Origin of the sequence: Psychrobacter lutiphocae DSM 21542 (assembly GCF_000382145.1) — a bacterium.
Classification (GTDB): Bacteria; Pseudomonadota; Gammaproteobacteria; order Pseudomonadales; family Moraxellaceae; genus Psychrobacter; species Psychrobacter lutiphocae.
Window position 1 is genome coordinate 65622 of record NZ_KB907631.1, and the last position, 26849, is coordinate 92470.

25 protein-coding genes and 1 other RNA gene are annotated in these 26849 nt (G+C 40.6%); 18 read left to right on the forward strand and 8 right to left on the reverse strand.

What is annotated here, in order from left to right; genetic code table 11:
* Nucleotides 1-132: 132 nt before the first annotated feature.
* The 4 genes from H140_RS0105435 (at nt 133) to purH (ending at nt 4530) form a co-directional block, all read left to right on the forward strand.
* Complete coding sequence (locus H140_RS0105435) at nt 133-903, forward strand: tetratricopeptide repeat protein (RefSeq protein WP_167320787.1); 771 nt, start codon at nt 133-135, stop codon at nt 901-903.
* A 257-nt stretch (nt 904-1160) separates the two neighbouring features.
* On the forward strand, nt 1161-2084 hold the full coding sequence (gene prmA / locus H140_RS0105440; RefSeq protein ID WP_019672650.1) for a 50S ribosomal protein L11 methyltransferase: 924 nt from the start codon (nt 1161-1163) through the stop codon (nt 2082-2084).
* A gap of 125 nt (nt 2085-2209) precedes the next feature.
* Entirely contained in the window at nt 2210-2473 is a 264-nt protein-coding gene (locus H140_RS0105445; protein ID WP_051086866.1) for a helix-turn-helix domain-containing protein, read from the forward strand.
* Between the two features lie 482 nt (nt 2474-2955).
* Nucleotides 2956-4530 carry a bifunctional phosphoribosylaminoimidazolecarboxamide formyltransferase/IMP cyclohydrolase gene (gene purH, locus H140_RS0105450; RefSeq protein WP_019672652.1) on the forward strand — a complete coding sequence of 525 codons (1575 nt, stop codon included), beginning with the start codon at nt 2956-2958 and terminating at the stop codon, nt 4528-4530.
* A gap of 271 nt (nt 4531-4801) precedes the next feature.
* Here purH and H140_RS0105455 read toward each other — a convergent pair whose 3' ends face one another.
* Both H140_RS0105455 and H140_RS0105460 read right to left on the reverse strand, forming a co-directional pair.
* Complete coding sequence (locus H140_RS0105455; RefSeq protein WP_026348860.1) at nt 4802-6676, reverse strand: SurA N-terminal domain-containing protein; 1875 nt, start codon at nt 6674-6676, stop codon at nt 4802-4804.
* A gap of 154 nt (nt 6677-6830) precedes the next feature.
* A complete protein-coding gene (locus H140_RS0105460) occupies nt 6831-7103 on the reverse strand; it encodes an HU family DNA-binding protein (RefSeq protein ID WP_019672654.1) in 273 nt (90 codons plus the stop codon).
* An 881-nt stretch (nt 7104-7984) separates the two neighbouring features.
* Between H140_RS0105460 and H140_RS0105465 the strand changes: the two genes are divergently transcribed.
* The 8 genes from H140_RS0105465 (at nt 7985) to fdx (ending at nt 15493) form a co-directional block, all read left to right on the forward strand.
* Nucleotides 7985-8617: a hypothetical protein gene (locus H140_RS0105465; RefSeq protein ID WP_019672655.1), complete on the forward strand. Its 633-nt coding sequence runs from the start codon at nt 7985-7987 to the stop codon at nt 8615-8617.
* Between the two features lie 627 nt (nt 8618-9244).
* Nucleotides 9245-9766, forward strand: a complete 522-nt coding sequence (locus H140_RS0105470; RefSeq protein ID WP_019672656.1) for an Rrf2 family transcriptional regulator — start codon at nt 9245-9247, stop codon at nt 9764-9766.
* Nucleotides 9763-10989 carry an IscS subfamily cysteine desulfurase gene (locus H140_RS0105475; RefSeq protein ID WP_019672657.1) on the forward strand — a complete coding sequence of 409 codons (1227 nt, stop codon included), beginning with the start codon at nt 9763-9765 and terminating at the stop codon, nt 10987-10989. The genes H140_RS0105470 and H140_RS0105475 overlap by 4 nt, the downstream gene beginning before the upstream one ends.
* A 117-nt stretch (nt 10990-11106) precedes the next feature.
* The gene (gene iscU, locus H140_RS0105480; protein ID WP_019672658.1) at nt 11107-11508 is read left to right on the forward strand and encodes a Fe-S cluster assembly scaffold IscU; all 402 of its coding nucleotides are present in this window, start codon (nt 11107-11109) and stop codon (nt 11506-11508) included.
* 144 nt (nt 11509-11652) lie between these two features.
* Nucleotides 11653-11973: an iron-sulfur cluster assembly protein IscA gene (gene iscA / locus H140_RS0105485; RefSeq protein WP_019672659.1), complete on the forward strand. Its 321-nt coding sequence runs from the start codon at nt 11653-11655 to the stop codon at nt 11971-11973.
* Nucleotides 11974-12345: 372 nt separating this feature from the next.
* On the forward strand, nt 12346-12921 hold the full coding sequence (gene hscB / locus H140_RS0105490; protein ID WP_019672660.1) for a Fe-S protein assembly co-chaperone HscB: 576 nt from the start codon (nt 12346-12348) through the stop codon (nt 12919-12921).
* A 50-nt stretch (nt 12922-12971) separates the two neighbouring features.
* The gene (gene hscA, locus H140_RS0105495; RefSeq protein WP_019672661.1) at nt 12972-14966 is read left to right on the forward strand and encodes a Fe-S protein assembly chaperone HscA; all 1995 of its coding nucleotides are present in this window, start codon (nt 12972-12974) and stop codon (nt 14964-14966) included.
* A 188-nt stretch (nt 14967-15154) separates the two neighbouring features.
* Nucleotides 15155-15493, forward strand: coding sequence for an ISC system 2Fe-2S type ferredoxin (gene fdx / locus H140_RS0105500; RefSeq protein ID WP_019672662.1), 339 nt, complete (start codon nt 15155-15157; stop codon nt 15491-15493).
* Nucleotides 15494-15702: 209 nt separating this feature from the next.
* On the opposite strand, the gene H140_RS0105505 is transcribed toward fdx, so the two are convergent.
* The 5 genes from H140_RS0105505 to H140_RS0105525 all read right to left on the reverse strand — a co-directional run bounded on the left by H140_RS0105505 (nt 15703) and on the right by H140_RS0105525 (nt 22305).
* Complete coding sequence (locus H140_RS0105505) at nt 15703-16137, reverse strand: HIT domain-containing protein (RefSeq protein WP_019672663.1); 435 nt, start codon at nt 16135-16137, stop codon at nt 15703-15705.
* Nucleotides 16138-16384: 247 nt separating this feature from the next.
* Nucleotides 16385-16549, reverse strand: coding sequence for a hypothetical protein (locus H140_RS15820; RefSeq protein WP_019672664.1), 165 nt, complete (start codon nt 16547-16549; stop codon nt 16385-16387).
* Nucleotides 16550-16854: 305 nt separating this feature from the next.
* Nucleotides 16855-20631 (reverse strand): transcription-repair coupling factor, encoded by a 3777-nt coding sequence (gene mfd, locus H140_RS0105515; protein ID WP_019672665.1) that lies wholly within the window; start codon nt 20629-20631, stop codon nt 16855-16857.
* 302 nt (nt 20632-20933) lie between these two features.
* On the reverse strand, nt 20934-21458 hold the full coding sequence (rraA, locus tag H140_RS0105520) for a ribonuclease E activity regulator RraA (RefSeq protein WP_019672666.1): 525 nt from the start codon (nt 21456-21458) through the stop codon (nt 20934-20936).
* A 130-nt stretch (nt 21459-21588) separates the two neighbouring features.
* Nucleotides 21589-22305 (reverse strand): NAD(P)H-binding protein, encoded by a 717-nt coding sequence (locus H140_RS0105525; protein ID WP_019672667.1) that lies wholly within the window; start codon nt 22303-22305, stop codon nt 21589-21591.
* A 466-nt stretch (nt 22306-22771) separates the two neighbouring features.
* Between H140_RS0105525 and rpsF the strand changes: the two genes are divergently transcribed.
* The 6 genes from rpsF (at nt 22772) to H140_RS15120 (ending at nt 26471) form a co-directional block, all read left to right on the forward strand.
* A complete protein-coding gene (gene rpsF / locus H140_RS0105530) occupies nt 22772-23155 on the forward strand; it encodes a 30S ribosomal protein S6 (protein WP_019672668.1) in 384 nt (127 codons plus the stop codon).
* 26 nt (nt 23156-23181) lie between these two features.
* Nucleotides 23182-23409 (forward strand): 30S ribosomal protein S18, encoded by a 228-nt coding sequence (gene rpsR, locus H140_RS0105535; RefSeq protein WP_019672669.1) that lies wholly within the window; start codon nt 23182-23184, stop codon nt 23407-23409.
* Between the two features lie 19 nt (nt 23410-23428).
* On the forward strand, nt 23429-23935 hold the full coding sequence (rplI, locus tag H140_RS0105540; RefSeq protein ID WP_019672670.1) for a 50S ribosomal protein L9: 507 nt from the start codon (nt 23429-23431) through the stop codon (nt 23933-23935).
* Between the two features lie 194 nt (nt 23936-24129).
* Nucleotides 24130-24487, forward strand: a transfer-messenger RNA (tmRNA) gene (ssrA, locus tag H140_RS15450).
* Between the two features lie 363 nt (nt 24488-24850).
* Entirely contained in the window at nt 24851-25297 is a 447-nt protein-coding gene (locus H140_RS0105545) for a hypothetical protein (protein WP_019672671.1), read from the forward strand.
* 313 nt (nt 25298-25610) lie between these two features.
* Nucleotides 25611-26471 carry a DUF2939 domain-containing protein gene (locus tag H140_RS15120; RefSeq protein ID WP_019672672.1) on the forward strand — a complete coding sequence of 287 codons (861 nt, stop codon included), beginning with the start codon at nt 25611-25613 and terminating at the stop codon, nt 26469-26471.
* Nucleotides 26472-26594: 123 nt separating this feature from the next.
* Here the strand turns inward: H140_RS15120 and H140_RS0105555 are convergent.
* The coding region (locus tag H140_RS0105555) for a transposase (protein WP_019672673.1) at nt 26595-26849 on the reverse strand (255 nt) is incomplete at its 5' end.

The following is a 26849-nucleotide window of genomic DNA, read 5'->3' on the forward strand; positions in this document are numbered from 1 at the left end:
CAAACGCTACAAATAGTAGGTTTAGCGAGTTTGACAAAGATGGGGGTTTTTCAGAAAAGGTATAAAAACACAGATCACTACACTTGTTGCATACTAATTGAAAATTCTAAACCTGCTACGGACTGAATGTTTATGCCCTTTTTTGTTCGAATACATCGCTATCAAACAACACCCCAGCTAGCTATCAGCATTGCTCCTATTAGCACTGCTTTACTAATGGTCGGGATACTGACAGGCTGTCAAACCACATCCCACCTGCCTAGTAGCAGCACACCTAGTAGCAGCCGCGGTGATACACCTTCAGACGTAATACAGCATGACACCTCACAATCGACTACTCAGCAACTAGGCATCTATGAGCAAGGTGCGACAACAATCGCTAAACCAACAAGGCCAGAGCCTTCGGTTAAGTCAGAGCCTTCGGTTAAGCCAAAACCAACTACGACACCCCAAAAAACAGAGCCTGTGCCTTCCATCCCACCAATGCCAGTGCCTGAAACCAAAACAGCACAACAAATACTACTTGAGCAGGCCCGCCAAAATAGTAAGCAAGCTAGCCCTACCACCTCAAGTATTGAAGATGGTAGCAACATACCTGCCTTTCAACGACTGATGAATACTGGTATGGCACAAATGCGCCAAGGGCAGCTCAGCGCCGCCCAAAGCACCTTTACTCGAGCACAGCGCATAGCGCCGCAATCATCGGCCGTTTATTACTACCTCAGTCAAATAGCATTAAAACAAAATCAGCCACTAAAAGCGGAAGCCATGGCACGCCGTGGTCTAGTAGTTGCGCAAACGACAGCTACAAAAAAAGCACTTTGGCAAATTATCTTGATGTCTGGTCAGGCTCAAGGCAATACACGCGTTATTAATGAGGCCAAAGCCGCTTTGGCTCGCTAAGCGCCAACTATTTTTATAAGTCCCTACCTATAAGCTGAAGTTAATAACTTGTAAGCTGAAATCAATAACTTGAGGTTCCAAGTAACCCAGTAGAAGTACTTGTCGTAGGCTAAACGAGGTTGACGCTGTCACTCTTTTGTTTGGCTATGACTATACATTCCACCTCCATACAGCTCTATTAACCAAGCTGTATTCCAGCTAGAATAGAGAGGTGACTGATTAACTTTTAGATAATGTAGATTAATTTGAGGATTATTATGCAGTGGCAACAACTACACCTACAATGTGCAAAACAAGACATTGAACTGGCAGAGAGCCTATTATTAGAAGAAGGCGCTTTATCAATTAGTCTGGAAGATGCCGGTGATCAACCTTTATTTGAACCACTTCCAGGCCAGTCACCTTTATGGGATGAGATCATCCTAACTGGCTTATTTAATGCCAATAAAGCTCAAAATATTGAAACTGTGGCACAAACCATTGCTGTCCAAGTCAATGCCAATCGAGTATGGACTACTGCCCTAGCTGATACCGACTGGGAGCGAGAATGGATGTCGCACTATATGCCCATTGAGTGTGCCAATAATTTATGGATTGTACCCAAATGGATGACGCCACCAAATCCTAAAGCAGTTAATATCATGATGGATCCAGGCTTAGCCTTTGGTACTGGCTATCATGCTACTACACGTCTGTGCTTAGACTGGTTAACCGATCAAGACTTAACTGGTGCGATAGTAATCGACTATGGCTGTGGCTCAGGTATCTTAGGTATAGCGGCTTTATTATTAGGCGCAAAACAAGTATATAGTGTTGATATTGACCCACAAGCAGTATTAGCTACCAAGCAAAACGCTGAGCGTAATGCCGTAGCGAATCGCTTACAAGCCTATCTCCCTGAAGACTTTGCAAAAGCTCATGGCGCTGGTGATATTCCGCAAGCAGACTTCATTACCGCTAATATTTTAGCTAAGCCCCTAATGGATCTGGCCCCTTATTTGGCAACCCTATTAAAACCAGCAGGAAATATCGTTTTAGCAGGTTTAATTTCAGAACAGTTAGAAGCTGTAAAAGAAGCTTACAGCCCTTGGTTTAGTTTAGATGGTCATCACAGTTATGATAAAGAGGATGATGCTCATTGGCACCGTCTCTCTGGTACATTGACAGTGTTACCAACTTAACTTAACGACAACCCTTAACCACCCACAACCCACAAGATACCGGTATGAGTAATCCATTACCCAAATCACCTAGACTTGACAGCTGTTATAGCGACCAAAGCTTAATGCGTACTACAAACACTAACATTAGACAACCAGATCCAGCTGTCACTACCACATCGCATACACCACTACACCAACATGTTCAGTTGGCAGTTGAGCAATATTTTGCTGAGCTTGAAGGTGAATTACCAATCAACTTGTATCAAACTATTTTACAAGAAGTTGAAAAGCCATTGCTGGAAGTCGTTTTGGCGCAATCAGAGGGCAATCAATCAAAAGCAGCCACTATTCTTGGTCTAAACCGAGGTACCTTACGCAAAAAAATGCAGCTTTATGGTTTAATGTAACTATAAATAGCAAAATACAAGGACTTAGAACTTAGACACCATCATCAAAAGAGCTAATCAAAATAGCTAATTGTATAAGCAAAGCGCCATCATCTGCTATAATATCGCCTGTGGACTACAACAGCCAATCATCCTTAAAGTGTTACAAGATGGATAAGCGAAAACTATCTAAAAAGTATGTTAAGTGAGTCTGCTCCTTGTAGCTAGTTTAAAGTGATTGACTATCAATGTGGTGTTTCACTAAGCCAACTTTAGTCGTAATTGCACTTAGTTGTCTTGTAGCCATTATAGCTTGTAGCCATTGTAAAATGCTTTAAATAGCAACTACTCTACTATAAGGGTATTGACTATATAAAGGTGTTGCATAAAGAATATTGAGTCAAAAATAACTCAACAATAGTTCAACACCTTTCATTTATCTTTTATTTTTACCTTAATCTTTGCATCTAATCCTCTTCTTATCGTACACAATGGGAAAAATTATGTCTTTTAAGCCGTACGCTCTTATTTCTGTATCTGACAAATCAAATATTGAAGACTTTGCTAAAGGTCTGATTGATGCAGGATATGACCTCTTATCTACTGGTGGCACCTATCGCATACTGTCTGAAAACGGTATTGCTGTCACTGAAGTGGCTGATTATACTGGCTTCGCTGAAATGATGGATGGTCGTGTGAAAACTTTACATCCAAAGATTCATGGCGGTATTTTAGGTCGTCGTGGTCAAGACGACGCCGTTATGAGCGAGCATGGTATCCGCCCAATCGACTTGGTTGTGGTAAACTTATACCCCTTTGCCCAAACTGTTGCCAAACCTGATGTAACTAAAGCAGACGCCATTGAAAACATCGATATCGGTGGTCCAACCATGGTTCGCTCAGCCGCCAAAAACCATGAGCATGTAGCGATTGTCACCAGCCCAACAGATTACGACCGCATTTTACAAGAGCTAAAAGAGTCAGGTAGCCTATCACAGACCACCCGTTTTGATCTTGCAGTCAAAGCTTTTGAACATACTGCTCAATATGATGGTATGATTGCCAACTTCCTAGGTAGCCGCTTACAGTCTTTTGAACAGCCAGATGACTTTTCACGCACTTTTAATGTACAGCTACAAAAAGCACAAGATTTACGCTATGGTGAAAACCCACATCAAAAAGCTGCATTTTATGTGGAAACCACAAATTCAGATGAGGGTAGCATCTCCACCGCTCAGCAACATCAAGGCAAAGAGCTATCATATAACAACATCGCTGATACAGATGCAGCTCTAGAGTGTGTCAAATCCTTTAGCGAGTCAGCTTGTGTAATTGTCAAACATGCTAACCCTTGTGGTGTTGCAATTGATGCTGACCAAACCCAAGCCTATAAAACCGCTTTTAGCACAGATCCAGAATCTTCTTTTGGTGGTATCATCGCCTTTAATCGCCCATTAACTGTAACAACAGCGCAAGCTATTGTTGATACCCAGTTTGCAGAAGTTATTATTGCACCAAGCTTGGAAGATGGCGTACTAGACGTGACGGCAAAAAAGAAAAACGTACGTGTATTAACTTGTGGTACGCTACCAGATTCACAGCAGCGTAAACCACAGCTTGATTATAAACGTGTCACTGGTGGACTACTGGTTCAAAACCAAGACTTAGGCTTGATTGGTATTGACGACCTTAAAGTTGTTACTGATCTACAACCTACTACCGAACAAATGGATGACTTACTCTTCACCTGGACTGTCGCAAAATATGTCAAATCCAATGCGATTGTTTATGCTAAAGATAAGCGCACCATCGGTATTGGTGCTGGTCAAATGAGTCGTGTTAACTCAGCCCGTATTGCAGCAATTAAAGCAGAGCATGCCAACTTAATGACCCAAGGTGCTGTCATGGCATCAGATGCCTTCTTCCCTTTTAGAGATGGTATTGATAATGCTGCTGAAGTCGGAATTAAGGCCATTATTCAGCCAGGTGGCTCTATTCGTGATGATGAAACCATTGCAGCGGCCAACGAGCATGGTATAGCAATGGTGTTTACTGGTATGCGTCATTTCCGCCATTAATCGATTTGATATGCGTTAATTGATTTGATATGCGTTAATCGATTTAGAAAACTAATACCTAGTCTGAAAATTAAGATATCGAGGAAAACCAGTGCAAACGCTACAAGTAGTAAGTTTGGCAAGTTTGACAATGAAAAGATAGGTCGTTTTTCAGAAGAGGTATAAATTGATCGCTCAATCAAATATAGCCTAAAACAAGACTACAAAAAAGTATAATAAAAGCCGCTTTACTTCAGCGGCTTTTTTGGTTGTAATTTAGCAGATATAAACTTTATAAGCCACCCACCTCATTAATAACCGCCTCATTTTCTTTGATTGGGGTAGCAACTCGTAAATACTCAATATAGTCACTAAACTGCTCTTGACCACGTGTGTCTCTCATATCGAACATCACCTGTGCAAGCTCAGCTTTCGGTACATCTTTCATTGAGCCTTTCTTGATTTTACCTAGTACCAAAACACTAGCACCAGTATCTGTAATATCAGCAACCGCCAAGCGCTTACCCTCTTCAGTATCCTGACTAAAAGCCATCGCTTTTTCAGTCGCAGTCAATAGTGGCGTTTGACGATTGACAATACCCAATGGGCTAAAGGTCACTGTGGTCGCACTCATATCTTGATTATTCACAGTCTCAGCAATACGCTTGGCTTCTACCAAGGCTAGTTCACTGGCTTTTTGCTTGGTAATAATCTCTTTAATCTGCGGGGTAGCTTCAGCTAAGGTTAACGGTGCTACTGGACGGTAGTTGGTCGGCTGTACCCATATCGTACCTGCATTTATCTGAATACTTGGACTGACCGACTCATCTTGAATGGTAAAGTCATCAAAGGCAGCTTCTATAACTGCTGGTTGGCGTAGCTCGGTTTTATTATTGACCTTAGTGTAGTCTTTTAAGCGATGTACGGTCATCTCTTCTTGAGCCGCTATGTCTTCAATTCCAACCCCATCGGTTGCCATATCATTAATACGGGTAATTTTGTCAGCTATAAGCTCTTCACGCTTTTGACGTTCAGCTTGTGCAGTTAGCTGCTCACGCAAGCTCTCAAGCGATGGCATTTCATCACCAGACATCTTGGTTACTTTAAATAATTGATAACCATAAGTAGTTTTAATCGGTGCTGAGACTTGGCCTACGGTTAAGTTTTCAATAGCACTAGCAACTTTAGTACCATCAGCACCAAAAGCATCTGGATTGAAAGTACCTATATCTCCACCTTTAGCCGCACTGACCGAATCTGCCGAGTACTCTTTGGCCAAAGCCGCAAAGTCTTCACCAGCTTTAAGACGCTGCTCAAGCTGCTTGATAGTCTCTTGTGCATTATCACCAGTAATTAAGATTTGGCTGATTCTTTGGGTATAATTGCCAACAAACCGAGCTTTATAAGCATCATACTGTGCTTGTATTTCTTCTTCTGTCACTGGACTAATAGTAAGCTTACTAGGATCTAATTTAATGTAGGATAAATCCACCATTGCCAAGCTGTTTAGCTCATTTTTATGCTCATTATAGTAAGTTTCAATCTCATCCTTACTAACAGATACCTCATCTTGGAACAAAGCCCAAGGCAGACGATAGACCCACGCATTCCTCGTTTCTAGTTGTAACGCTAATAAATCATTAATCTCTGCTTCAGGATATAACGCAGTTTGCGCAATACTGGCATACAATTGCATCAAATTTAACTGCTGACGATATTCAGCAAACAGCTGGTCTTTGGTTATCCCTTGCTGCTGTAATGCAAAGGCAAAACGTTCATTAGAAAACTGACCATCTTGATCTAGATATTGTGGATCTTGTAACAAGATTCTATTAATAATACCATCAGATACGTGCATACCAAGCTGCTCACTTTGATTGCGCAATAAAGCGCGATTAATCAGACTTGTTAACACTTCCTTATTAAGCACATTGGTATTAATGGCACTGGCATCAACACCCCTTTCTAGCAGCTCAGTTCTACGTGCGTTAATACTGTTTTGATAGTCCATACGACTCACTGACTGCTCACCAACTTTTGCCACTTCGTTGACACTGCTGCCACCGCCAAAATAACTCTCAAGCCCCAATATCACTAAAGGTGACAAACACAGCATTAAGAAAATTCTTCCAGGCCAACTTTTCAGAAAATTACGTATCGATTCCATAGTACATATCAGTCATTGGTTAATAAAAAGGTAACGTCCTATCATACGTGAAAATATGCTCTGACACAAAAAAAACGCACCCTAAGGTGCGTTATTGTCTACAAAAGACAGCATTTTCACTAAACTTAGCACAAATTATAAGATAAGACTTGGCTTAGTTTAAACGATCTTTTAAGCCTTTACCTGCTTTAAAGTGTGGTACGCGGCTTGCTGGAATTTGTAACTCAGCACCAGTTTTTGGGTTACGACCAGTACGGGCTTTACGCTCTTTTACACTGAATGTACCAAAACCTACTAATGAAATTGTGTCATTATTTTCTAATGCTTCGCCAACACTTTCCATCATAGCATTCAAAGCATCAGCAGCTTGAGTTTTGTTTAAACCACTTTTTTCTGCAATGCTATCAACCAATTCTGATTTATTCATAAAGGATTCCTTTAAAAAGATTATAAATTCGGGGGTGAATTCTATCGCTTAAAAGGTAATTAAGCAATAGCCAAGCCCTTAAATACTACACAATAGCGCAAAAAAATGCACCTTTTTCTTTCTAGTATTATTGACGGGATAGTTTATAAATGCAGTTATAACAAGCAGGCTTAAAATGTGCAAGCAAATTTACATATTATTGCGCATTAAGTGTAATAATTTGCAATAATTGACTAGAAAACCGCTTTTATACCCTTATTTTAAGCAGCGACTTTATATTATACTGCTACTGTTTTTAGTGCTACTACCGATTAGATTTACTTTCGATTAGATTTTACTTCCATCAGTTTACCACTTGAATTCTATCTATGATATCGAACAATGCCAGCTAATTCATCAAAAATAATGATATCTAACCCATTAAAATCAAATTAATAGCAATGATACCTATGGTGTCAACGCTGCATTGTGCTATTATTTACCACATTTAGAACCTTTACGCTCTTATTTATCACCATAGGCAAACTGACTATACAGGCTATTCTGATAGTAATAGTTGTTATTTATATTGGTATTTATTAATAAGTTATTAGGACAGAGACATCCATAATTACCTAACTAGTGACGCTTAATTCAGCATCGTAGCAGGGTTAAAAGGCATAGATTATTGTCACTTTATAGATGGATAAAATAGGACGAAAGCAAGATAAAAGGTTATAAATAGTATGTTTAAAGGTAAAATAAATAGTATTGTTTAAAGGTAAATAGCATATTTAGCTGTTTGCTTATTTTTTGTGCGTACTAAGTTATAGATTTCAAAGATTTTAACAGCCAGTAACATGAGCATAACGCTTCACTTTTACAATTCAAATAGGTTTAGTATGAGTCAAAATTCGATATCAAACTCTTTACTTAATGTCGTCCTGGTACTTGCAGAGTCTGCAATTACTTTGGTTTTAAGATTCGACCCAAACCTGCGTAAAGCGGCCTATCCGTTGGCAAAGAAAAATACTGTTGTCTGTGTCCGCACCTATATACCACACACTCAATTTTACGCAACCTTTACCAACAAAGGTGTATTACTTGATAGTCAACTGCCTAATAAGGTGACCGAGCCTGATGTGGTTATCAATACTTATAGTCATAGTTTAATTAGCGCCCTCATTAGCAATGATGCGACACAAGTTAGCAAGATCACCATGCGTGGTGCAACAGATACTGTCAATGAAACCCGTCACTTTTTGGTACAGCTTGGTGTGGCCAGCTTATTTCAAGGCGTGATTAAGACAGTTAAAGGCAAAAGCAAAGATAAAAAGGAGACTGAGCAAGCAGATAAGCCAGACTATAAAGCTCGTATCCAAGAGCAACAACAACAGCTTAATGCACTCAGCACTCGCAACCGTGAGCTGGAAGTGAGCTTAAAAGAGATACAAAGCAAACAAAAAGTGACATTAACTGCCTTTATTATTGCAACCTTGATAGCGGTTATTTCTGTAATTGGTTGGATAAGTTAGCTTCATTTAATGTCTGCATAGCAAACAGGGGCTGGCCACTATTTATTTTATTAATAAAAACCTGTTACTTACTAGGACGTGTCCCTATTTGCAAATTACATGAGTTATGGACTAAAAGTCAGCATATTTGTTTTGTTGCTAATAATAAATAAGCGTTGAAAGAAAAACTACTTACCAAACTGACGAGAAAGTGCTAAAAAGAACATGACTGCATACAGCCCCATCATAAAAAACCCGCATGCCATTGTCCCAACATCATTACTTAAACACCATATCCATATAACATTGCCTCAGCATAACTGTCTTAGTCCCATTGTTTTATAAAACTTAACCATAAAGTTTTAGATACAGCATAACTTATCAGTAACAACTCATTAAAAAACTACCTAAGCACCTAATCTGTCTAAGATAACGCTCTTGTAATTTGAGCACCTGACACCATATTTTTAGTATTCAGTGGCGCGCGCAGTTACGTAAATTGCCCTCAATTTACACTTAATAAATACCTACAAAGTTACTCTTACAAAATAGTTACCAATTAATCTTGACTGTTTTACTCAGGATTAACTATAATAGCCAACACAACAACTTACAGCAACACTGACAACAACATTGTGGAGGCAATCAATGCGCTTAACAACTAGAGGAAGATACGCCGTTACTGCGTTACTTGATTTGGCTATTCAGGATAGCGAGTCATCAAGTGCTGTCTCCTTATCAGATATTGCCAAGCGTCAATCGATATCCATCTCTTACTTAGAACAATTATTTTCTAAATTACGCAAAGCAGGACTGGTAACCAGCACTCGTGGTGCTTCTGGTGGTTATCATTTGGCCAAACCTTTGGCTGATATTGATGTGATGACCATCATCACCGCAGTGGATGAGTCCGTCAATGCCATGCAATGCGGTGGCAAAGGCAACTGCCAAGGTGGTGCCATGTGCTTAACCCATGATTTGTGGTGTGCTTTGTCAAAACATATCGAGCAATATTTAAAAAATATCTCGTTAGAACAATTATTACAAATGGAAAATGTCAATGACGTTTCGCATCGACAGCAACTTATTTATGATGTCGCTACCGAAGCATCTGAAACAAAATCTAATTCAAATATCATATTTTCTGCCAGCGAGGTTAACCCAGCATGAGTAACTTAAACCGCCCTATCTATCTAGACTATGCCGCCACTACCCCAGTAGACCCACAAGTGGCAAAAAAAATGTCAAATTACATGACCTTTGATGGCATGTTTGGTAATCCAGCATCACGCTCGCATGGATATGGCTGGCAAGCAGAAGAAGCTGTTGAAATAGCACGCCAACAAATCGCAGACTTGGTAAATGCAGATCCTCGTGAAATCGTCTTCACTTCAGGGGCAACCGAGTCGGATAACCTAGCAATCAAAGGTGCTGCTCACTTCTACGAAAGCCGTGGCAAGCATATAGTTACCAGTAGAATCGAGCACAAAGCGGTACTCGATACTTGCCGTCAATTAGAGCAAGAAGGCTACGAGATTACTTATATAGATCCGCAGCCAGGCACAGGGCTTATTCTACCCGAACAGGTTAAAGAAGCATTACGTGATGATACTATCTTAGTATCGTTAATGATGGTAAACAATGAATTAGGCACAGTGACAGATGTCAAGGCCATTGGTGAGATTACCCGTGAAGCTGGCGTAATTTTCCATGTAGATGCCGCGCAAGCAGCTGGCAAATTACCAATTGACTTAGAGGAGTTAAAAGTTGATTTGATGAGCTTCTCTGGTCACAAAATATATGGCCCTAAAGGTATCGGTGCTTTGTATGTCCGCCGTAAGCCACGCGTCCGACTACGTGCTGAGCAACATGGTGGTGGTCATGAGCGTGGTATGCGTTCAGGTACATTAGCAACTCACCAAATCGTAGGTATGGGTGAAGCTTTTGCCATCGCAGCCGAGCGTTTGCAACAAGATCATGAACATGCACAAAAGTTGCATGACAAACTGTGGAATGGCATTCAAGATATTGAAGAGATTTATTTAAACGGTGATGCCGAAAATAGCATTCCAAATATCATTAACATCAGCTTTAACTTTGTTGAAGGTGAATCATTAATGATGTCACTCAAAGATATGGCTGTCTCTTCAGGCTCAGCCTGTACCTCAGCAACACTAGAACCGTCTTACGTTCTACGTGCAATTGGTCGTCCAGATGAGTTAGCGCACAGCTCAATTCGCTTTAGCTTTGGTCGCTATACCACAGAAGAAGATATTGATATCATCTTAGCACAAATTCACGAAGCTGTTGATAAGTTAAGAGATTTATCTCCTCTTTGGGACATGTATAAAGAAGGTATCGACTTAGATACAGTTGAGTGGACAGATCATTAAGCTGTTTTTATACCCTTTATTTAAAACTTTAATTTTTTTAACTTACACCTTACATAATAGATAGATTTATCTAATTATTTCAATCAAATATCTAGGTTAAACCCCAGGAGTAATATCATGGCTTATAGTAATCAAGTAATTGACCATTATGAAAACCCACGCAACGTTGGTAATTTAGACAAAGATGCTAAAAATGTCGGTACCGGGATGGTTGGTGCTCCAGCTTGTGGTGATGTCATGCGCTTACAAATCCAAGTTGGCGATGACGGTATCATTGAAGATGCCCGCTTTAAAACTTACGGTTGTGGCTCAGCCATTGCCTCAAGTTCACTGGTTACTGAGTGGTTAAAAGGTAAAACCCTTGATCAAGCATCTGAGATCAAAAACAAACATATCGCTGAAGAGCTAGCGCTACCTCCAGTAAAAGTTCACTGCTCAGTATTGGCAGAAGATGCAATTAAAGCCGCTATTAACGACTATCGAGTTAAAAGTGGTCAAACCAATGATGTAGATGCATAAGCGCTTAATCAGACAGATTCAGTAATCTTTATTGATAGAGACACGACACTAGAATAGATAAAGATACTGAAAGATAAAGATACTGAAATCTTTATAGTAAATATACAGACACTTTTCACTAATTTTAACAATAGGAAAGTCTAAATGATTGAACTGACCGAACGTGCTGCAAAACACGTCACCGACTATTTAACTAACCGTGGTCATGGTGAGGGTATTCGTGTAGGGATTCGTACTGCAGGATGCTCAGGACTGGCCTATGTGTTAGAATTTGTAGATGAGCCGAATGACACAGACCAAAAGTTCGAAAGCCAAGGGGTAAACATCTTCGTTGACCCCAAGAGTATGGTATATCTTGATGGCTTACATATGGACTATGTGGTTGAAGGTTTAAATGAAGGCTTCAAATTCACTAACCCCAATCAAAAAGGGGAATGTGGTTGTGGTGAGTCTTTTACCGTATAATTAGCCGTTAATCCTATGATGTGTTTTTGTAAGCAGTAGCCTCTGTCAGACAGTAGTTTGTACTAGCCGAAAGTGTTTTGTCTCTCCCAGCTTTTTGTACAGAGCACATACATTAACAGCGCTCATAAATAGGATATATAGCATAAATACGTGTCTGCACTGATGACAGCCACCACTTAGCCATTGAGTTTTCAGTGGTTATTCGTGGCTGTTTTTATTTTTATGGCAATCCCATAAGACATATATTGCAACTGCACGTATATAACATAAGGCAAATCCCATATCCTTTATAGCATGACATTAATACCATTAACAATAATAGTAGCCTTATAGCCCATAACTTAACCATAAACACTAATAGCATCTAAACTTATGTCTGATAACGCCCCTACTTTTGCCAACTTCTTTGCTCTTTTTGAGCTGCCTATCGCCTTTGATATAGATCAAAAAAAATTAGGTGAGCGCTTACGATTACTGCAACAACAATATCATCCTGATCAGTTAAACTTGCAGCATGAGCCAGCTAAAGAACAAACATCAACATCACAACAAACATCGGCGCTGATCAATCATGCCTATGATATTTTAAGTCATGAAGATAGCCGAGCCAATTACTTACTAGAGTTATCTGGACAGTCACTAAATACCGATCTATCCATTGCAGACTTTGACTTTTTAGATGATGCAATGGAAATGCGAATAGCCTTAGATGACGCCAGCTTGGATGCTGACTTTACACGTATCAACGAGCTAAAAAGCAAAGTAGATCAACGCCTTGCCGAGTATTCGCAAAAATTCAAAGTCGCTTATGCAGACCAAGACTGGACGGTAGCCATGGATGCTACTCAAAAGCTAAAATTTTTAGTGAAATTAAAAAAAGATATGGATACTGCGATTGATGTGAGTAAACAACAAACGCAACAAGACGATGATGATCTATATTTATAAGCCTTATCTTGTTTTTTAATTGTTAATCTTTATCATAAATTGAGTGTGTTATGTCTTTATTACAAATTGCGGAACCCAATCAAAGTGCCAATCCTCACGAGCATCAATATGCGCTAGGCATTGACTTAGGCACCACACGTTCAATGGTTGCTGTCGTACGCTCAGGCAAGGCTACCTTGATTGATGCTGAAGGGGCTACCGATAGCGTCTCTGACACCCTTTTGCCATCAGTTGTTTACTATGGCAATACCCATAATACAAATGGCTCAACCCACCCTCTTGTTGGGCAAGCCGCCTTAGCACACTTCGAATCAGATCCTAGCAACACCATTATTTCAGCAAAGCGCTTTATGGGTCGCAGTAGTAAAGATATTAAGTTTTCACACCCATATCGATTAAAATCAAGTACCACAAATGACAAAGAAATGCCCTCTTTTGTCACTGAACAAGGTGAGATTTCTCCTGTTGCTGTCTCTGCTGAAATCTTGCGTACCTTGGCACAACGCGCTATCAAAGCCTTACCTAATGGCAGTATCCAAGGGGCTGTGATTACTGTTCCCGCCTATTTTGATGAAGCGCAACGCCAAGCCACCAAAGATGCAGCTAAGTTAGCTGGCTTAAATGTACTTAGGCTATTAAATGAACCTACCGCAGCTGCTGTGGCCTACGGTCTAGACAGAACAGATACTGAGTCTTCAGCAAACAAGCTAGATGAAAAGATTTATCTCATCTACGACCTAGGTGGTGGCACATTTGATGTGTCTTTATTAAAGATGAATGATGGTGTCTTTGAGGTATTAGCAACTGGAGGCAATAGCGCCCTTGGTGGTGATGACATGGATCGGCTGATCATGGGCTGGCTACTTAAACAAGCTGGTTTAGCCCCCGCTGATTTAAGTGCGCAACAACGCACTCATATCGCTCGCCAAGCAGAACGCTACAAACAACAATTAACCCAAAATGATACTGTTGAAGTGGCGATTGAGGTAGCTGACACATCATGGCAAGGCCAATTGAGTAGCTCAGATTTAGCACAAATCATCGAGCCAATCACACGCCGTACAGTAGCCACTTGTGAACAGGTTATGCGAGATGCTGGGATAGGCATTGAGCAACTTGACGAGATTATTATGGTCGGTGGCTCAACCCGTATGCCAGTGATTCAACAAGTAGTAGCACAGTTTTTTGGGAAATCACCACTAGCTCATTTAGATCCAGACCAAGTAGTCGCCTTAGGCGCTGCACAAGTCGCTGATCAACTTATAAGGCAAGACAAATCGAATAATGTTTTGTTGCTAGATGTCACCCCTTTATCATTAGGACTCGAAACCATGGGTGGCTTAGTCGAAGTAATTATCCCACGTAACACGCCTATCCCAGTTGCCAAAAAACAAACCTTCACTACCTACCAAGATGGTCAAACCGGCATGGTCATCCATGTCGTGCAAGGTGAGCGTGATACCGTAGAGCATAATCGCTCATTAGGACGCTTTGAGCTATACGGTATTCCACCGATGAAGGCTGGGCTTGCACGCATTGAGGTTACCTTTGATATTGATGCCAATGGTCAGCTGTCTGTTAGCGCACTAGAAGCCACTTCTGGAGTACATAGTGATATTAAGATTACTCCATCTTATGGTCTAAGCGATGAGCAACAAGAGCAGCTATTACGTGCTGGATTTGAACATGCAGCCGAAGACAAGTTGGCACGAAGCTTACTTGAAGCCAAGCTTGAGGCTGAACGCGAAATCTTGGCACTGCAATCTGCATTACAAGAGTTTCATACCCTACTAACAGAGCAGGAAACCCAAGCACTACAACAGGCGATGCAGCAGCTAAATACTGCAATCAATCAAGTGTCTTCAACAAAGATTGCCAATACAGATATCGCCAATAATAACGATGACTTACACATGCTTAAATCAGATATTGAAGCCAAACAAGCACAACTAAAACCACTAAGTGATAACTTTGCCGCACGTATCATGGATCTAAGTGTGAAGCAGTCGTTATCGGGTACCAGCACAGAAGACTGGGCGCAGTAAGTCATCTTGATTTTTATATTTGATCCAGATTAGAGTCTGTTGAACAGTCATCTTCGTCAAAAAAATTTAGCCTATTTTTGCACGAAAATAAAACTTTTTTTGAAACCTAAATTGCTATTAAACACATGATGTGAATGCTCAATAGACCTTAATAACTCCTTTTTTTAAATAAGATATTGGAAAATGCTATGCCAAAAATTACGCTACTCCCACACCACGAAATCTGCCCTGAAGGCGCTGAAGTTGAATTAGAAAGTGGCGATAACTTGTGTAAAGGCTTGTTAGAAAAAGGCATTAAAATTGAGCACGCTTGCGAAATGTCAAAAGCCTGTACCACTTGCCACGTTATTATTCGCAAAGGCTTTAATAGCTTAGATGAGATGGATGATATCGAAGCGGACTTACTTGATAGAGCTTGGGGCTTAGAGCCTGATTCACGCTTGTCTTGTCAGGTAGTCATCGAAGACACCGATCTTGTGGTTGAAATTCCTAAATATACCATTAACCATGCCAGTGAGAATCATTAGGACTTATGGCATCTAGTCAGAATATACTCAACACCCAGTTAATGTAAAATTAGCTGGGTGTTTTTTATTTATTACCATACAGTTGTTAATTTATCAATATGCTAGGCTTTTTAAGAGCAGATCTGTGATAAGTGAGCCAGATATTATAAACCAAACTAAAGATGTCGCGGTCTCAACTCATCAGCTACTGTCTCTGTTGTACAACTAAACTACTGCATCTGCCAATCAAACGGCATCTGATTGTGCCCTCTTAGCGCCATCATCAAGGTTTGCTGCATTGCCAAATAGACCTCTTGAGTATAAGGTACCGCAGGTGTACCCCATACAGGATTTGGCCAAGCTAAGTCATTTTGGTAACGTACAATATGGTGAAAGTGTAGCTGTGGTACTTGGTTGCCCAAAGCTGCCACATTCATCTTATCTGCGTTAAAGGTCTTAGCCATCTGGCTAGATAACCAACTTGATTCACGTAAAAACTGAGCTTGATCTGCTGCTGACAGCTCATAAATCTCTTGTACACCAGCCACTCTAGGGACCAAAATCAACCAAGGGAACTGACAATCATTAATCAAACGACACGTTGATAGCGGAAAATCTCCAACTAAAAACGAATCTTTAGCAAGTGTTGGATGAAGTTGAAACATATTGGCTCTCTTAGTTATTATCATGATTTTGCAAACCAATATTTTATCAGGTATTAGCAAGATATTATAGATGCTCTGATATCTTTATCTGACCACCCATCTTTTCCAACTATTTTAAGTCTAACTATAATTTTAGCGAGGTCACTTTTTTCATCTAAGCTTTTTAGTCTAAGTTGCTTTAGGTGTTGTTATTTACGCTTTCCTTAATCTAAGCATGGCACTGCTAGCTAAGGCATATCACTAATACCTACATTTCCATCGCATCGTCAGCTTCATCATCATACCAATCTGCATCTGGCACTTGTAACTCTTCCAAATCCACGGCGCATTGGATAACGTAACTATTTTGGGCAACGTAACTATGAATATAACACTTATTGTTATAGCTAGGGATACTGCGAAATTTATTCATTGCTTATTACTCCTTATTTTATTAATTTGTTTTGGGGCTATAAGGAGTAAATATAATGCTCAATTATGACATTTGTATTAAATGATACTAGGGCGTGTTTTCATTTTGAAAATGGTGATAACAATAAGATAAATCACCGTCAGACTAGGAAAATAATGCAGATAATAATATTTATATTAATCCGTTATTTTACGCTGTCTAACAATATTTAGCTATTTTTGGCCCCTTTAAATGTCATTGCACGAATTGAAAACACGCCCTAATCCAAAGCGATAACCTGCATCAAGAGACGTGGGCAGAGTTTATCAAGTATCAGTTAAGTGGTTTGCAAAATGAGTGAGTAAGTCTTGCACAACTTTTACCCTCTGTTCAGGTGTCTCAAGTCGATCTGGATTGGTATAACGTATCCCTGAAGCACCATGCATCCGATAGCGATTACCATCAGATTGAATCAGTTGAATAATCGCCAGCGCATCTACTGGCGTATCTGGTGCAAACTCTAATACCACACTATTGGTGGTAGCATCAATTTTGTATATCGCCAACGGCTCAGCTTGAACTCGCAACTGATGAATCGCAAACAACTGCTTGCTCTGATCTGGTAGTGCGCCATACCTGTCAATCATCTCAGTACGAATATCAGTCAGTGCCCCTTTATCTTCAGCATTACTGATGCGCTTATAAAACAACAAACGCTGTGGCACGTCATTAACATAGTCCTCAGGAATAAGAGCTGAACAATGCAGATTAATATCACTGGTTAACGACAGTGGTGTATTTAAATCAGGCTCTTTACCAGCTTTAATCGCCTTGGTCGCACGCTCAAGCATATCCATATACAAGCTAAAGCCAATGGCCTGCATATTACCACTTTGCTGCTTACCAAGTATCTCGCCAGCTCCGCGAATCTCTAAGTCCTCACTGGCTAACATAAAGCCAGCGCCTAAAGTATTGGCACGCTCAACGGCCCTTAGTCGTTTTTTTGCATCGCCTTTTAGACCCTTAATTGAAGGTACCAGTAGGTAACAATAAGCTTGATGGTGACTGCGTCCAACACGACCACGTAATTGATGCAACTGTGCCAATCCAAACTTATCTGCACGCTCAATGATAATGGTGTTGGCATTGGGCACATCAATACCCGTCTCAATAATGGTGGTACAAACCAAAACGTTAAACTTTTTGTGATAAAACTGCTGCATCACTTGCTCAAGTCCACGTTCATTCATCTGACCATGAGCCACACCAACACGAGCCTCTGGTACCAACTCACGAATATTTTCTGCCATACGTTCAATACTGGCGACATCATTGTGCAAGACATACACCTGACCACCACGCAATAGCTCACGTAAAATAGCCTCTTTCATCAGCTGGTTGGTCTTTTGCATGACAAAGGTTTTAATCGCCAAGCGTCGTGCTGGCGGGGTGGCAATAATCGACATATCACGCATACCCGTTAATGCCATATTCAATGTGCGCGGTATTGGCGTTGCCGTCATCGATAGACTATCCACATTACTCTGGATCGCTTTAATCCGCTCTTTGTGGCGAACGCCAAAACGATGCTCCTCATCGACAACCATTAAGCCTAAATTGGCAAATTTAACATCTTTTTGTAACAACTTATGGGTACCAATAACGATATCCACTTTGCCTTCAGCTAAGTCTGCTAATACTTGATCTTGATATTTTTTTCCCCCAAAGCGTGAGAGAGTTTCGACTCGAATCGGCCAATCGGCAAATCTATCTTTAAAGTTATCTTCATGCTGACCTGCCAGCAAAGTGGTTGGCACCAAAACCGCCACCTGATAGCCACTATTAACCGCAATAAAGGCCGCCCGCATCGCCACTTCTGTCTTCCCAAAGCCCACGTCACCACAGATTAAGCGATCCATCGGCTTATTTTGCTTCATGTCATGGATAACCGCCTCAATAGCATTGGCCTGATCTGGTGTTTCTTCAAATGCAAACTGACTGGCAAACAGCTCATATTGAGCGCTATCTACCTTGAAATGGATACCTTCCTTCGCTTGACGCCGTGCCTGCATATTTAGCAGTTCAGCTGCCACATCATGGATTTGCTCCATTGCTTTTTGTTTGGCTTTATCCCATTTGCCACTACCAATCTTATGTAGTGGCGCAAGTGCTGGATCGCCACCACTGTAACGGCTAATTAACTGCAAATTGGCAACGGGTACATAAATGCTAGCATCGTCTGCATATTTTAGATGAATAAACTCTTGCTCGCCCTCACCCGCATCAATAGTCACCAAGCCATGATAGCGACCAATACCTTGATCAATGTGCACCACAGGACTGCCTTCGGTGAGCTCAGTAACACTTTTTATCAAAAACTCTTCTGATACATCACTTTGACGACGGCGACGAGTTTGGAGTACTTGCCTCCCAAATAATTGAGTTTCACTGATAATTGACAGCTGTGGATATAGCACAGCACCACGCTCTATTGGAGCAATAGTCAATCCAACCACAGGTCTATTATCTAGAACGGTATCACTTGTATTGTCTGCCTGTGTGCTGGCAGAGACATCTCTTGGATTTTGATACAACTCACTGGCCAAAAACTGCTGAAAATTAACAAAGGTCTGGACTTGAATCTTTCCTTTAAACAGCTCTAATAAAATCTCACGCCGTCCTGCGGTTTCTGCGACGATTAATATTGGACGCTGTGTTTTAGTTTGAATTTGTGCTGACAAGGACTGCTCTGCATCCACCTCACCCCACTGGCTACTGGCATAGTCTAATAACGCCAACAGGGGCTCAGCCTTTTGATGGCTGACTGGCAACTCAGGTGGTAGCACAGCAGGCAAATGCACCTTGCCGCTTTGATTGCTGTCATCTGCCGACAAGTCTTGCTGACTTAACACCACCCTTGGATAAGCATTTAGCTTTTGATTTAACTCGTTACTGGACAAATACAACAAATTGGGATCGACAATTGGCTTATCAATGTCATGGCGACGCTCTTCATAACGGCGCTGAATTTGTGACCAATAATCTGCTTGTGCCTCAACAATGATGTCATCAAGGATAAACAGCGCATCTTTGGGGAAATAGGAAAATAAATGCCCAGTTTGCGTCCAGTCATCTAACTCAAAAAATAGCGGCTGATAGTACTCAAGTCCACTGCTAGCAATGCCAGCCATCACATCCTTGTGTAGCTCAAACTTACGGCTACTGGCCTTAGGAAACATAGCGGCAAAGTTAGTACGAAAGGTCTCTTTGCCCTCTTCTAGCGGAAACTCTTTGGCAGGTAATATCTGAAACTGAGTAATCGGCTGCGACACATCTGGCAGCTTGTGCAGCAGTGACAAAGACTCAACCGTTAGCTCATGACGACTGGCAGTGTCTGCATCGGATTGACCAGCGACCAAATCCATCAAGGTCTGGGGCGACAAGGTGCGCTGGGTCTGAGGATTAAAAAAGCGAATGGTTTCGATTTCATCATCGAACAAATCTAACCGTAATGGAAACGGCTGACCCATAGCAAAGATATCAATGATACTACCACGCACCGCGAACTCACCTGGTTCAAATACGTTGTCAACTACCCGATATCCAGCAGCAGTTAACTGCTCTCGCTGAGCTTCAATATCAAAGACGTCACCGATACTTAAATCAAAATGCTGACCAATTAACCAACTAGGTGGCGCCATACGCTGCATCAGCGTCTGAATACTGATTAACAAAATGCCTTGCTTTGGCATATCGGTCAGTAGATTAATACGCTCACTGACAATGTCTTGGTGTGGTGATAATTCATCATAAGTTAAGGTCTCCCAATCTGGGAACACATAAGCATCGACGCCACAAAACGCCAGCTCAGTTTCAATTTGATTGAGCTGATTTTGGTCTTTGGTGACCACCACTTTAAGACGCTTACCAACATCAGCAACTGGACAGTCTGCCAAACTCGCTAACCACAAACTGCCCGCCGCCCCATGCACAGGATACAGCCAGCGTCGCTGCGCATTATCAATCGGAAAAAGTTGTTGATTAATGGTAGTAAACATCTGGATGAGAGATTGCGCTGAGGATGTTAATGTGGGTTTCGGCATGGTGGTATGATTATTTATCCTTTACTCTAATACTCTGATGAACTAAAACTAAAAAAGAATAACGAAAATTAGGGGGATATCCTAAGATACCCCCTGATTAAAATAACTGATGTCGTACAAATTAGGATATTTAGGAAGGACTTTATTCTATTTAACCTAAAATCCATCCCCAGCCCTTATTTTAAAAAAGGAAGGAATCCAAACCCTGCAACTGTATGGCTATAACAGCCTGCATACTAAATTAAGATTGGGTTAATACTGGCGTAGCTTACTATAAACAAACTTCTAGCAACGAAAAAAGCTTATAGCAGTGGCTTTTTACTGGCAATAATACCATTATTATCAGCGTAAACATACATGCCTGAAGTTAAAATCAAATCACCAAAGCAAATCTCAATATCCGTTTGACCCTCACCACGGCGGGTTGACTTACGAGGAATACAGCCCAAGGCTTTCACCCCAATATCCATCTGTGCCATATCATCGACATCACGAACGCAGCCATAAACAATGACTCCAGCCCAACCATTATCAATGGCAGACTGGGCAATCATATCACCCAATAACGCACAACGCATCGAGCCACCACCATCGACGACCAATACCTTACCATCGCCGTTAGCATCACGTCCATCGCTGTTTAATAGCTCTTTGACACGGCTATTGTCCTCAAAACATTTTACCGTCACTATCTCACCACAGAACTTGTTTTTTCCACCAAAGCTATGAAAAGACTTACCCTCAATATTAGGCAAACACACTTGGCTGTCTGGATTGGCATCTAATAAGTCACAGGTGACAAAATTAGTTTTAGTCATGTCAGTCATGGCTGTTTATTTCCTTATTTTATGTTGATTTGACTTTCTATATTATTGTTTTGGCTTTCTATATTGTTTTGGCCTTTATGTTGTTTTGACGCTCTTATTATCAGAGCTTACTGATTATAGCTAATTATAGCTAAGTTTTAAGCTGGGTTATCTCCAGCATCTGCTTATTATCAATAATGGTAACTTGGCTGGGTATCTGCTCGACATATTTATCTGAGTTAATAAACTTATGGCGCTCATGCAAGTCTTGTGCATACAGTGCCATCGCCGCTGCCACACGCTGTACTTCAATAGGACGATACTTCATGGTCTTCGGTACCAAGGGTGCAAACAGCTTATACACAGTTTGCGCACTATTTTCCAATAAGCGACCTTTGTGCTTGCCAAGTAATAAAGAGGGGCGAAATATTAATAACTGTCTAAACTCAAGCGCTCGCACCGCCTCCTCTAGCTCTGCTTTTACTCTATTGTAAAAAAAACGACTATCACTGTCAGCACCTAAAGCCGAAAGTAAAAAAAATCTTTGCACCCCTTTGTCATGACAAATCTTAGCAAAGCTAAGGTTATAGTCATAATCAATGCGCTTAAAATCCTCTTCACTCCCCGCCTGTTTTAAGGTGGTGCCTAAGCAAGTAAAGGCATCTGTATCTGTGCTAAGTGATATGCCAGACATAACCTCTTGTAAATTATTAAAATCCCCAAGCTGATAAAACTGCATATTGGAAGATATATGCTCAGGTTGCTTTCTTGCAATAATAGTTAAGCTGTCATACATTAAGCTAAGCTGGCTTACCAAATGTCGGCCTACCAGCCCTGTGGCGCCTATTACTATGGCTTTACGTTTCATAAATAATACCTAATTTGATAACGTCATTTCGTTATACATACCGCATAAATACTCTTTAATCTGTTATATAAGCATATCGTAGATAATAATTAAACCTGTCGCTTGTAGTTTTTTATTATTTAACCTCAAAAATATGCAACTGTTGATTACTGTAAACATTTTTTTATCAAGGCTCAATCAGAAATTAACTGCTGAAAACATTTGATACAAAGCTTGTAACACTTAAGCTTACCTGTTATAATTCGCCGCTTTATAGGACTATTTGCTTATAAAAGACTTTAGTAAATGAATGCTAAACTCTGTACTTAAGCAAAAGTGGACTTTATAATTGACAGCTTAATATTTTTGTTCAAAATCGTTAAGTTTAGTTTTTTATGTAAGTAAGATATAAAATTATCTATATCTACTATAAATCTCCTTGCTATTGACATGGGGTCAATGGCTACTAATCCGTAAGGAGTCTTAAATGCGACATTACGAAGTGGTGCTTATCGTACACCCTGACCAAAGCGACCAAGTAGTCGGTATGGTTGAGCGATATATCAAATTAGTTCAAGACAACAATGGCATGGTTCATCGTCTTGAAGACTGGGGCCGTCGTCAGCTGGCATATCCAATCAACAAAATCCATAAAGCACACTATGTACTATTTAACATAGAGTGTGATGGTGACACTCTAGCAGAGCTTGAAGAGCTATTCCGTTATAACGACGCTATTATCCGTAGTCTAGTTGTTCGTCGTGATGACGCAATCACTGAGCCATCTCAACTAGCAAAAAGCGCTGATGAGAAACGTGCTCGTAAAGCGCCTCAAACAGACAACGATCAGGATAATCAGTCTGACGACTAATTTAAGCTCATTTAAGGAGAAGATCCATGGCACGTTTTTATCGCCGTCGCAAGTTTTGCCGTTTTACCGCTGAAGGTATTACTCACATTGACTATAAAGATGTTGAGCTATTAAAACAATACATCAGTGACAATGGTAAAATTGTTCCTAGCCGTATCACAGGTACGTCTAACAAATATCAGCGTCAATTAGCAACTGCTATTAAGCAAGCTCGTTACTTAGCATTGCTCCCATACACTGACAACCATAAGTAAGCCAACTTAGGAGTGACTCATGCAAGTTATTTTATTACAGCGTATCGTCAACCTTGGTAAACTTGGCGAGACTGTGGATGTAAAAGCAGGATATGGTCGTAACTACCTTATCCCTCAAGGTAAAGCCTTACCAGCAACACCAGCAAACATTGAGAAGTTTGAAGCACGTCGTGCTGAACTTGAAGCGATCGAAGCTGAAGAGTTAGCCGCTGCTCAAAAACGTGCTGATGCCTTAACTGATGTTAACGTCATCATGCGCGCCAAATCTGGTGAAGACGGTAAGCTATTTGGTTCTATCGGTACTCGCGATATCGCTGATGCCCTAACCAAGTCAGGTCTTGAAGTTGACCGTTCAGAAGTTAAACTACCTTCTGGTACGCTACGTCAAGTTGGCGAATACAGTGTAGATATCCAACTTCACCACGATATCTTTGCGAATATCTTAGTGACTATTCTTTCTGAAGACGGCAATGTTCAAGCTGCGCCGCAACAGCAAGAAGAACAAGTTGCTGAGGAAGAAGAATAATTTATTCTTTTTTGATGCGTTATCCGTTCATTCGGATAGTTTAGATAAAAAAGTCAGCTTCGGCTGGCTTTTTTTATGGTTCAATTTCTTGCTCAGTATCTAGTTCAACTTATGGCTCTCATTTGCGCCACAACGCAAGTCAAGCAGCCACCTTGCATTATGCACATAACTTGTGTATAATGTATTGTTCCATTGGGGATGTTCTGGCTTCGACGCTGGTGATGAAACTCAATGATGCATGTCGAGAGTATATGTCCTCTCGTAAATCAAACATATATTGTTATAGTCGCAAACGACGAAACTTACGCTCTAGCAGCTTAAACCCTGCTTACTCCGCTGCCCTTTACCCATAGTGGGTTAGTCGAGTTGAAGCGCACGCATATGGGTTCGCTCAAATATCTGCCTTAGGTATTTGGGTTCAAACTTAAAGGATCGCCCTATCCAACCTGACTGTCGGTTCGGTGCGGGTTAAAGCCAAAGACAGACCCTAAACATGTAGAGTCATGAGCGTAGTGCTGGCGGACGCGGGTTCAACTCCCGCCATCTCCACCAATTTTATGAAATCAGCTAGACAGTCATAGACCGTCTGGCTTTTTTTATGCCTGAAAAACACCTATTTTAAAGGCTTTAGCGCCTTCACCCCTCTTTTAGTAGTACGTCCTAGTATTTTATTTACAGGTTATTTTGCGAGTTATTCAGTTTTTTCAACCTGTTTTAAACTACTTTTAAAAAACGATTGTTGGTATTGCAGCTAAAAGCTATCCAAATATACCAACACCCATATCCCTCCTAAAACCACATCTTTTCTTCAGACAATCAACTTCAATGCTATAATCAAATACTTACTACCCCTAATGAATCAATGGACGATCTAATGAAGACTTTATTACAAAAATACTACCAGCAATCTGCTGTTTGTTCCTATCTCATGCCGCATTTGCTGAGTCGGATATCGATAAAGCGTTAAAATCTATCGGTCTTATTGATGAAAGCTATGTATATATAGCTGACGAAGCGTTAGTTAGTGAGTTTTTCAGATATACTACCAATCAATATGCCCAGTCTTTGCCCAGTGATATCAATAGCTTTAGCCGCATTCAAAGTACCATGTTCACCCCCTACTTTGCTGATGTGCAAGGAATGTTCACCATACCTTTTACGGCAGATGAGAGACGCGAAGTAATTAACGCCTTATCTTCTAAAGAACTGCTACAAGAGTTATGCATAGACTACTTCATACCTAATGAATTCATGCTTGCTAATAATTATATGTTAATGTATACATTCAACGATCAAGACTACCGACTGCTTAAAAAGGTGCAAGTCAATACTTTTACCTGCCTTGACGCACTCACCGAATAGTCGTACCGATAATAATTAAAAATCATTCTATTTAAGGAAAGTTTGTTATATGGTCGCCATCGATTCAAATATCACCACCCAAATCAGTCAATCCGAGATTAACAAAGCCGTGTATTGAATCCAACTAGACGGTTGTGTTAAGTGCATAATTGAAGTATTAAGCAGAAAAATAGTTGTTAACACATTATCGCTTATCACACAACTGTCTAACCTGTATCTCTGGCTTTAAATTTTGCTAAATATTTAATTTGTTTTTATAATGTATTTCTTTTTTAATTAGAAATTACAGACAATCAATATTTAGGGGAATTGTGTGAAAAAACCATTAATCTGGATTGCTGGCGTTATCGTCATTATTGCTATCTACCTATACGCCTCGCCTTATTTGGTGTTAAGAAATATTAAAAATGCTGCCGTGGAAGGTAATGCAGATGTGTTATCAGACTATATCGACTTTCCCAGTGTCAAGCAAAGCCTAAAAGATCAGATCAATGCCCAAATTATGGAAGACGTGGCCAAAGAAGATACTGATGGTTTTGAGGCTTTAGGTGCTATGATGGCAAGTGCAATGATAGATTCCATCGTGGATAAAATAGTCACGCCAGATGGTCTAGCCTTAATGGTACAAGGTAAGAAGCCTTTATTTGATGAGTCTGATGCAGAAACTTCGGCCTCAGATTCACCTGATACAGCTGATAATCGCCCAAATATTGACTATAAAACCAGCTACGTCAATTACAAGACCTTCAAGGTAACTCTGTTAAATGAGAATGGCAGTGATCCAGTCGATATCATTATGCGTCGTGATGGCTTAAGCTGGAAAGTGACTCGTATCGCCCTTGCCAATACCTTAGAAGAAGGCGCTTCCGCTACAGACAATACTATAGAAACGGCTGCTTTAACTCCCGAAACTGAAGAGTTAACTAATGAACAGGCAGTCGATGATTTAGCCAATGAATTAGCCGGCGAGATTGAAAACAACGTTAATGTTAATACAAACAACAATCCAGTGAGTTACGGACCTAATAATCATGTTCTTGAAGATCATGAGATCCAAAGCGTTGAAGATGACTTTATAGATCCAGAAGTTGGCTTTGTCGAGCGTGGTGATATTATTTCTGATGAGTTTGCTGTTGGCTATGAGCCAGATGAAGATACCGAGTTGGTCTATTAATTAGTGCTGCAAAATGAGTTATAAAGAAAAAGGCGTGCTATATAGCACGCCTTTTTTACGGATAGTTTTTAGCTAATTTATATGTTCATTCCTAGCTAACTAATACCAATTCCATAAATAAACCTATAAACCAATCCAATCACGAGAAGTTATAGACTGAATGAGCTCGGGCTTGGAACAAAGTCTATTCCAAGCCTTGCAAGCAGCATTAACAATAGCCTCATAACCATCAAAACACCTATTGGATAACCAATGTTGTTTCAAATACGACCACACCTGTTCAGATGGATTTAACTCAGGTGAATAAGGGGGTAATTTAAGCATCGTCACATTATGTAGGTTTAAACTTGGTTGATGCCATAGAGCACCATCCATAAC

Excerpts from the sequence above, each read along its gene's own strand:
- H140_RS0105435 (WP_167320787.1), top strand. The coding sequence starts at position 133 with ATGCCCTTTTTTGTTCGAATACATCGCTATCAAACAACACCCCAGCTA.
- prmA (WP_019672650.1), top strand. The coding sequence starts at position 1,161 with ATGCAGTGGCAACAACTACACCTACAATGTGCAAAACAAGACATTGAA.
- purH (WP_019672652.1), top strand. The coding sequence starts at position 2,956 with ATGTCTTTTAAGCCGTACGCTCTTATTTCTGTATCTGACAAATCAAAT.
- H140_RS0105455 (WP_026348860.1), bottom strand. The coding sequence starts at position 6,676 with ATGGAATCGATACGTAATTTTCTGAAAAGTTGGCCTGGAAGAATTTTC.
- H140_RS0105460 (WP_019672654.1), bottom strand. The coding sequence starts at position 7,103 with ATGAATAAATCAGAATTGGTTGATAGCATTGCAGAAAAAAGTGGTTTA.
- H140_RS0105465 (WP_019672655.1), top strand. The coding sequence starts at position 7,985 with ATGAGTCAAAATTCGATATCAAACTCTTTACTTAATGTCGTCCTGGTA.
- H140_RS0105470 (WP_019672656.1), top strand. The coding sequence starts at position 9,245 with ATGCGCTTAACAACTAGAGGAAGATACGCCGTTACTGCGTTACTTGAT.
- H140_RS0105475 (WP_019672657.1), top strand. The coding sequence starts at position 9,763 with ATGAGTAACTTAAACCGCCCTATCTATCTAGACTATGCCGCCACTACC.
- iscU (WP_019672658.1), top strand. The coding sequence starts at position 11,107 with ATGGCTTATAGTAATCAAGTAATTGACCATTATGAAAACCCACGCAAC.
- iscA (WP_019672659.1), top strand. The coding sequence starts at position 11,653 with ATGATTGAACTGACCGAACGTGCTGCAAAACACGTCACCGACTATTTA.
- hscB (WP_019672660.1), top strand. The coding sequence starts at position 12,346 with ATGTCTGATAACGCCCCTACTTTTGCCAACTTCTTTGCTCTTTTTGAG.
- hscA (WP_019672661.1), top strand. The coding sequence starts at position 12,972 with ATGTCTTTATTACAAATTGCGGAACCCAATCAAAGTGCCAATCCTCAC.
- fdx (WP_019672662.1), top strand. The coding sequence starts at position 15,155 with ATGCCAAAAATTACGCTACTCCCACACCACGAAATCTGCCCTGAAGGC.
- H140_RS0105505 (WP_019672663.1), bottom strand. The coding sequence starts at position 16,137 with ATGTTTCAACTTCATCCAACACTTGCTAAAGATTCGTTTTTAGTTGGA.
- H140_RS15820 (WP_019672664.1), bottom strand. The coding sequence starts at position 16,549 with ATGAATAAATTTCGCAGTATCCCTAGCTATAACAATAAGTGTTATATT.
- mfd (WP_019672665.1), bottom strand. The coding sequence starts at position 20,631 with ATGCCGAAACCCACATTAACATCCTCAGCGCAATCTCTCATCCAGATG.
- rraA (WP_019672666.1), bottom strand. The coding sequence starts at position 21,458 with ATGACTGACATGACTAAAACTAATTTTGTCACCTGTGACTTATTAGAT.
- H140_RS0105525 (WP_019672667.1), bottom strand. The coding sequence starts at position 22,305 with ATGAAACGTAAAGCCATAGTAATAGGCGCCACAGGGCTGGTAGGCCGA.
- rpsF (WP_019672668.1), top strand. The coding sequence starts at position 22,772 with ATGCGACATTACGAAGTGGTGCTTATCGTACACCCTGACCAAAGCGAC.
- rpsR (WP_019672669.1), top strand. The coding sequence starts at position 23,182 with ATGGCACGTTTTTATCGCCGTCGCAAGTTTTGCCGTTTTACCGCTGAA.
- rplI (WP_019672670.1), top strand. The coding sequence starts at position 23,429 with ATGCAAGTTATTTTATTACAGCGTATCGTCAACCTTGGTAAACTTGGC.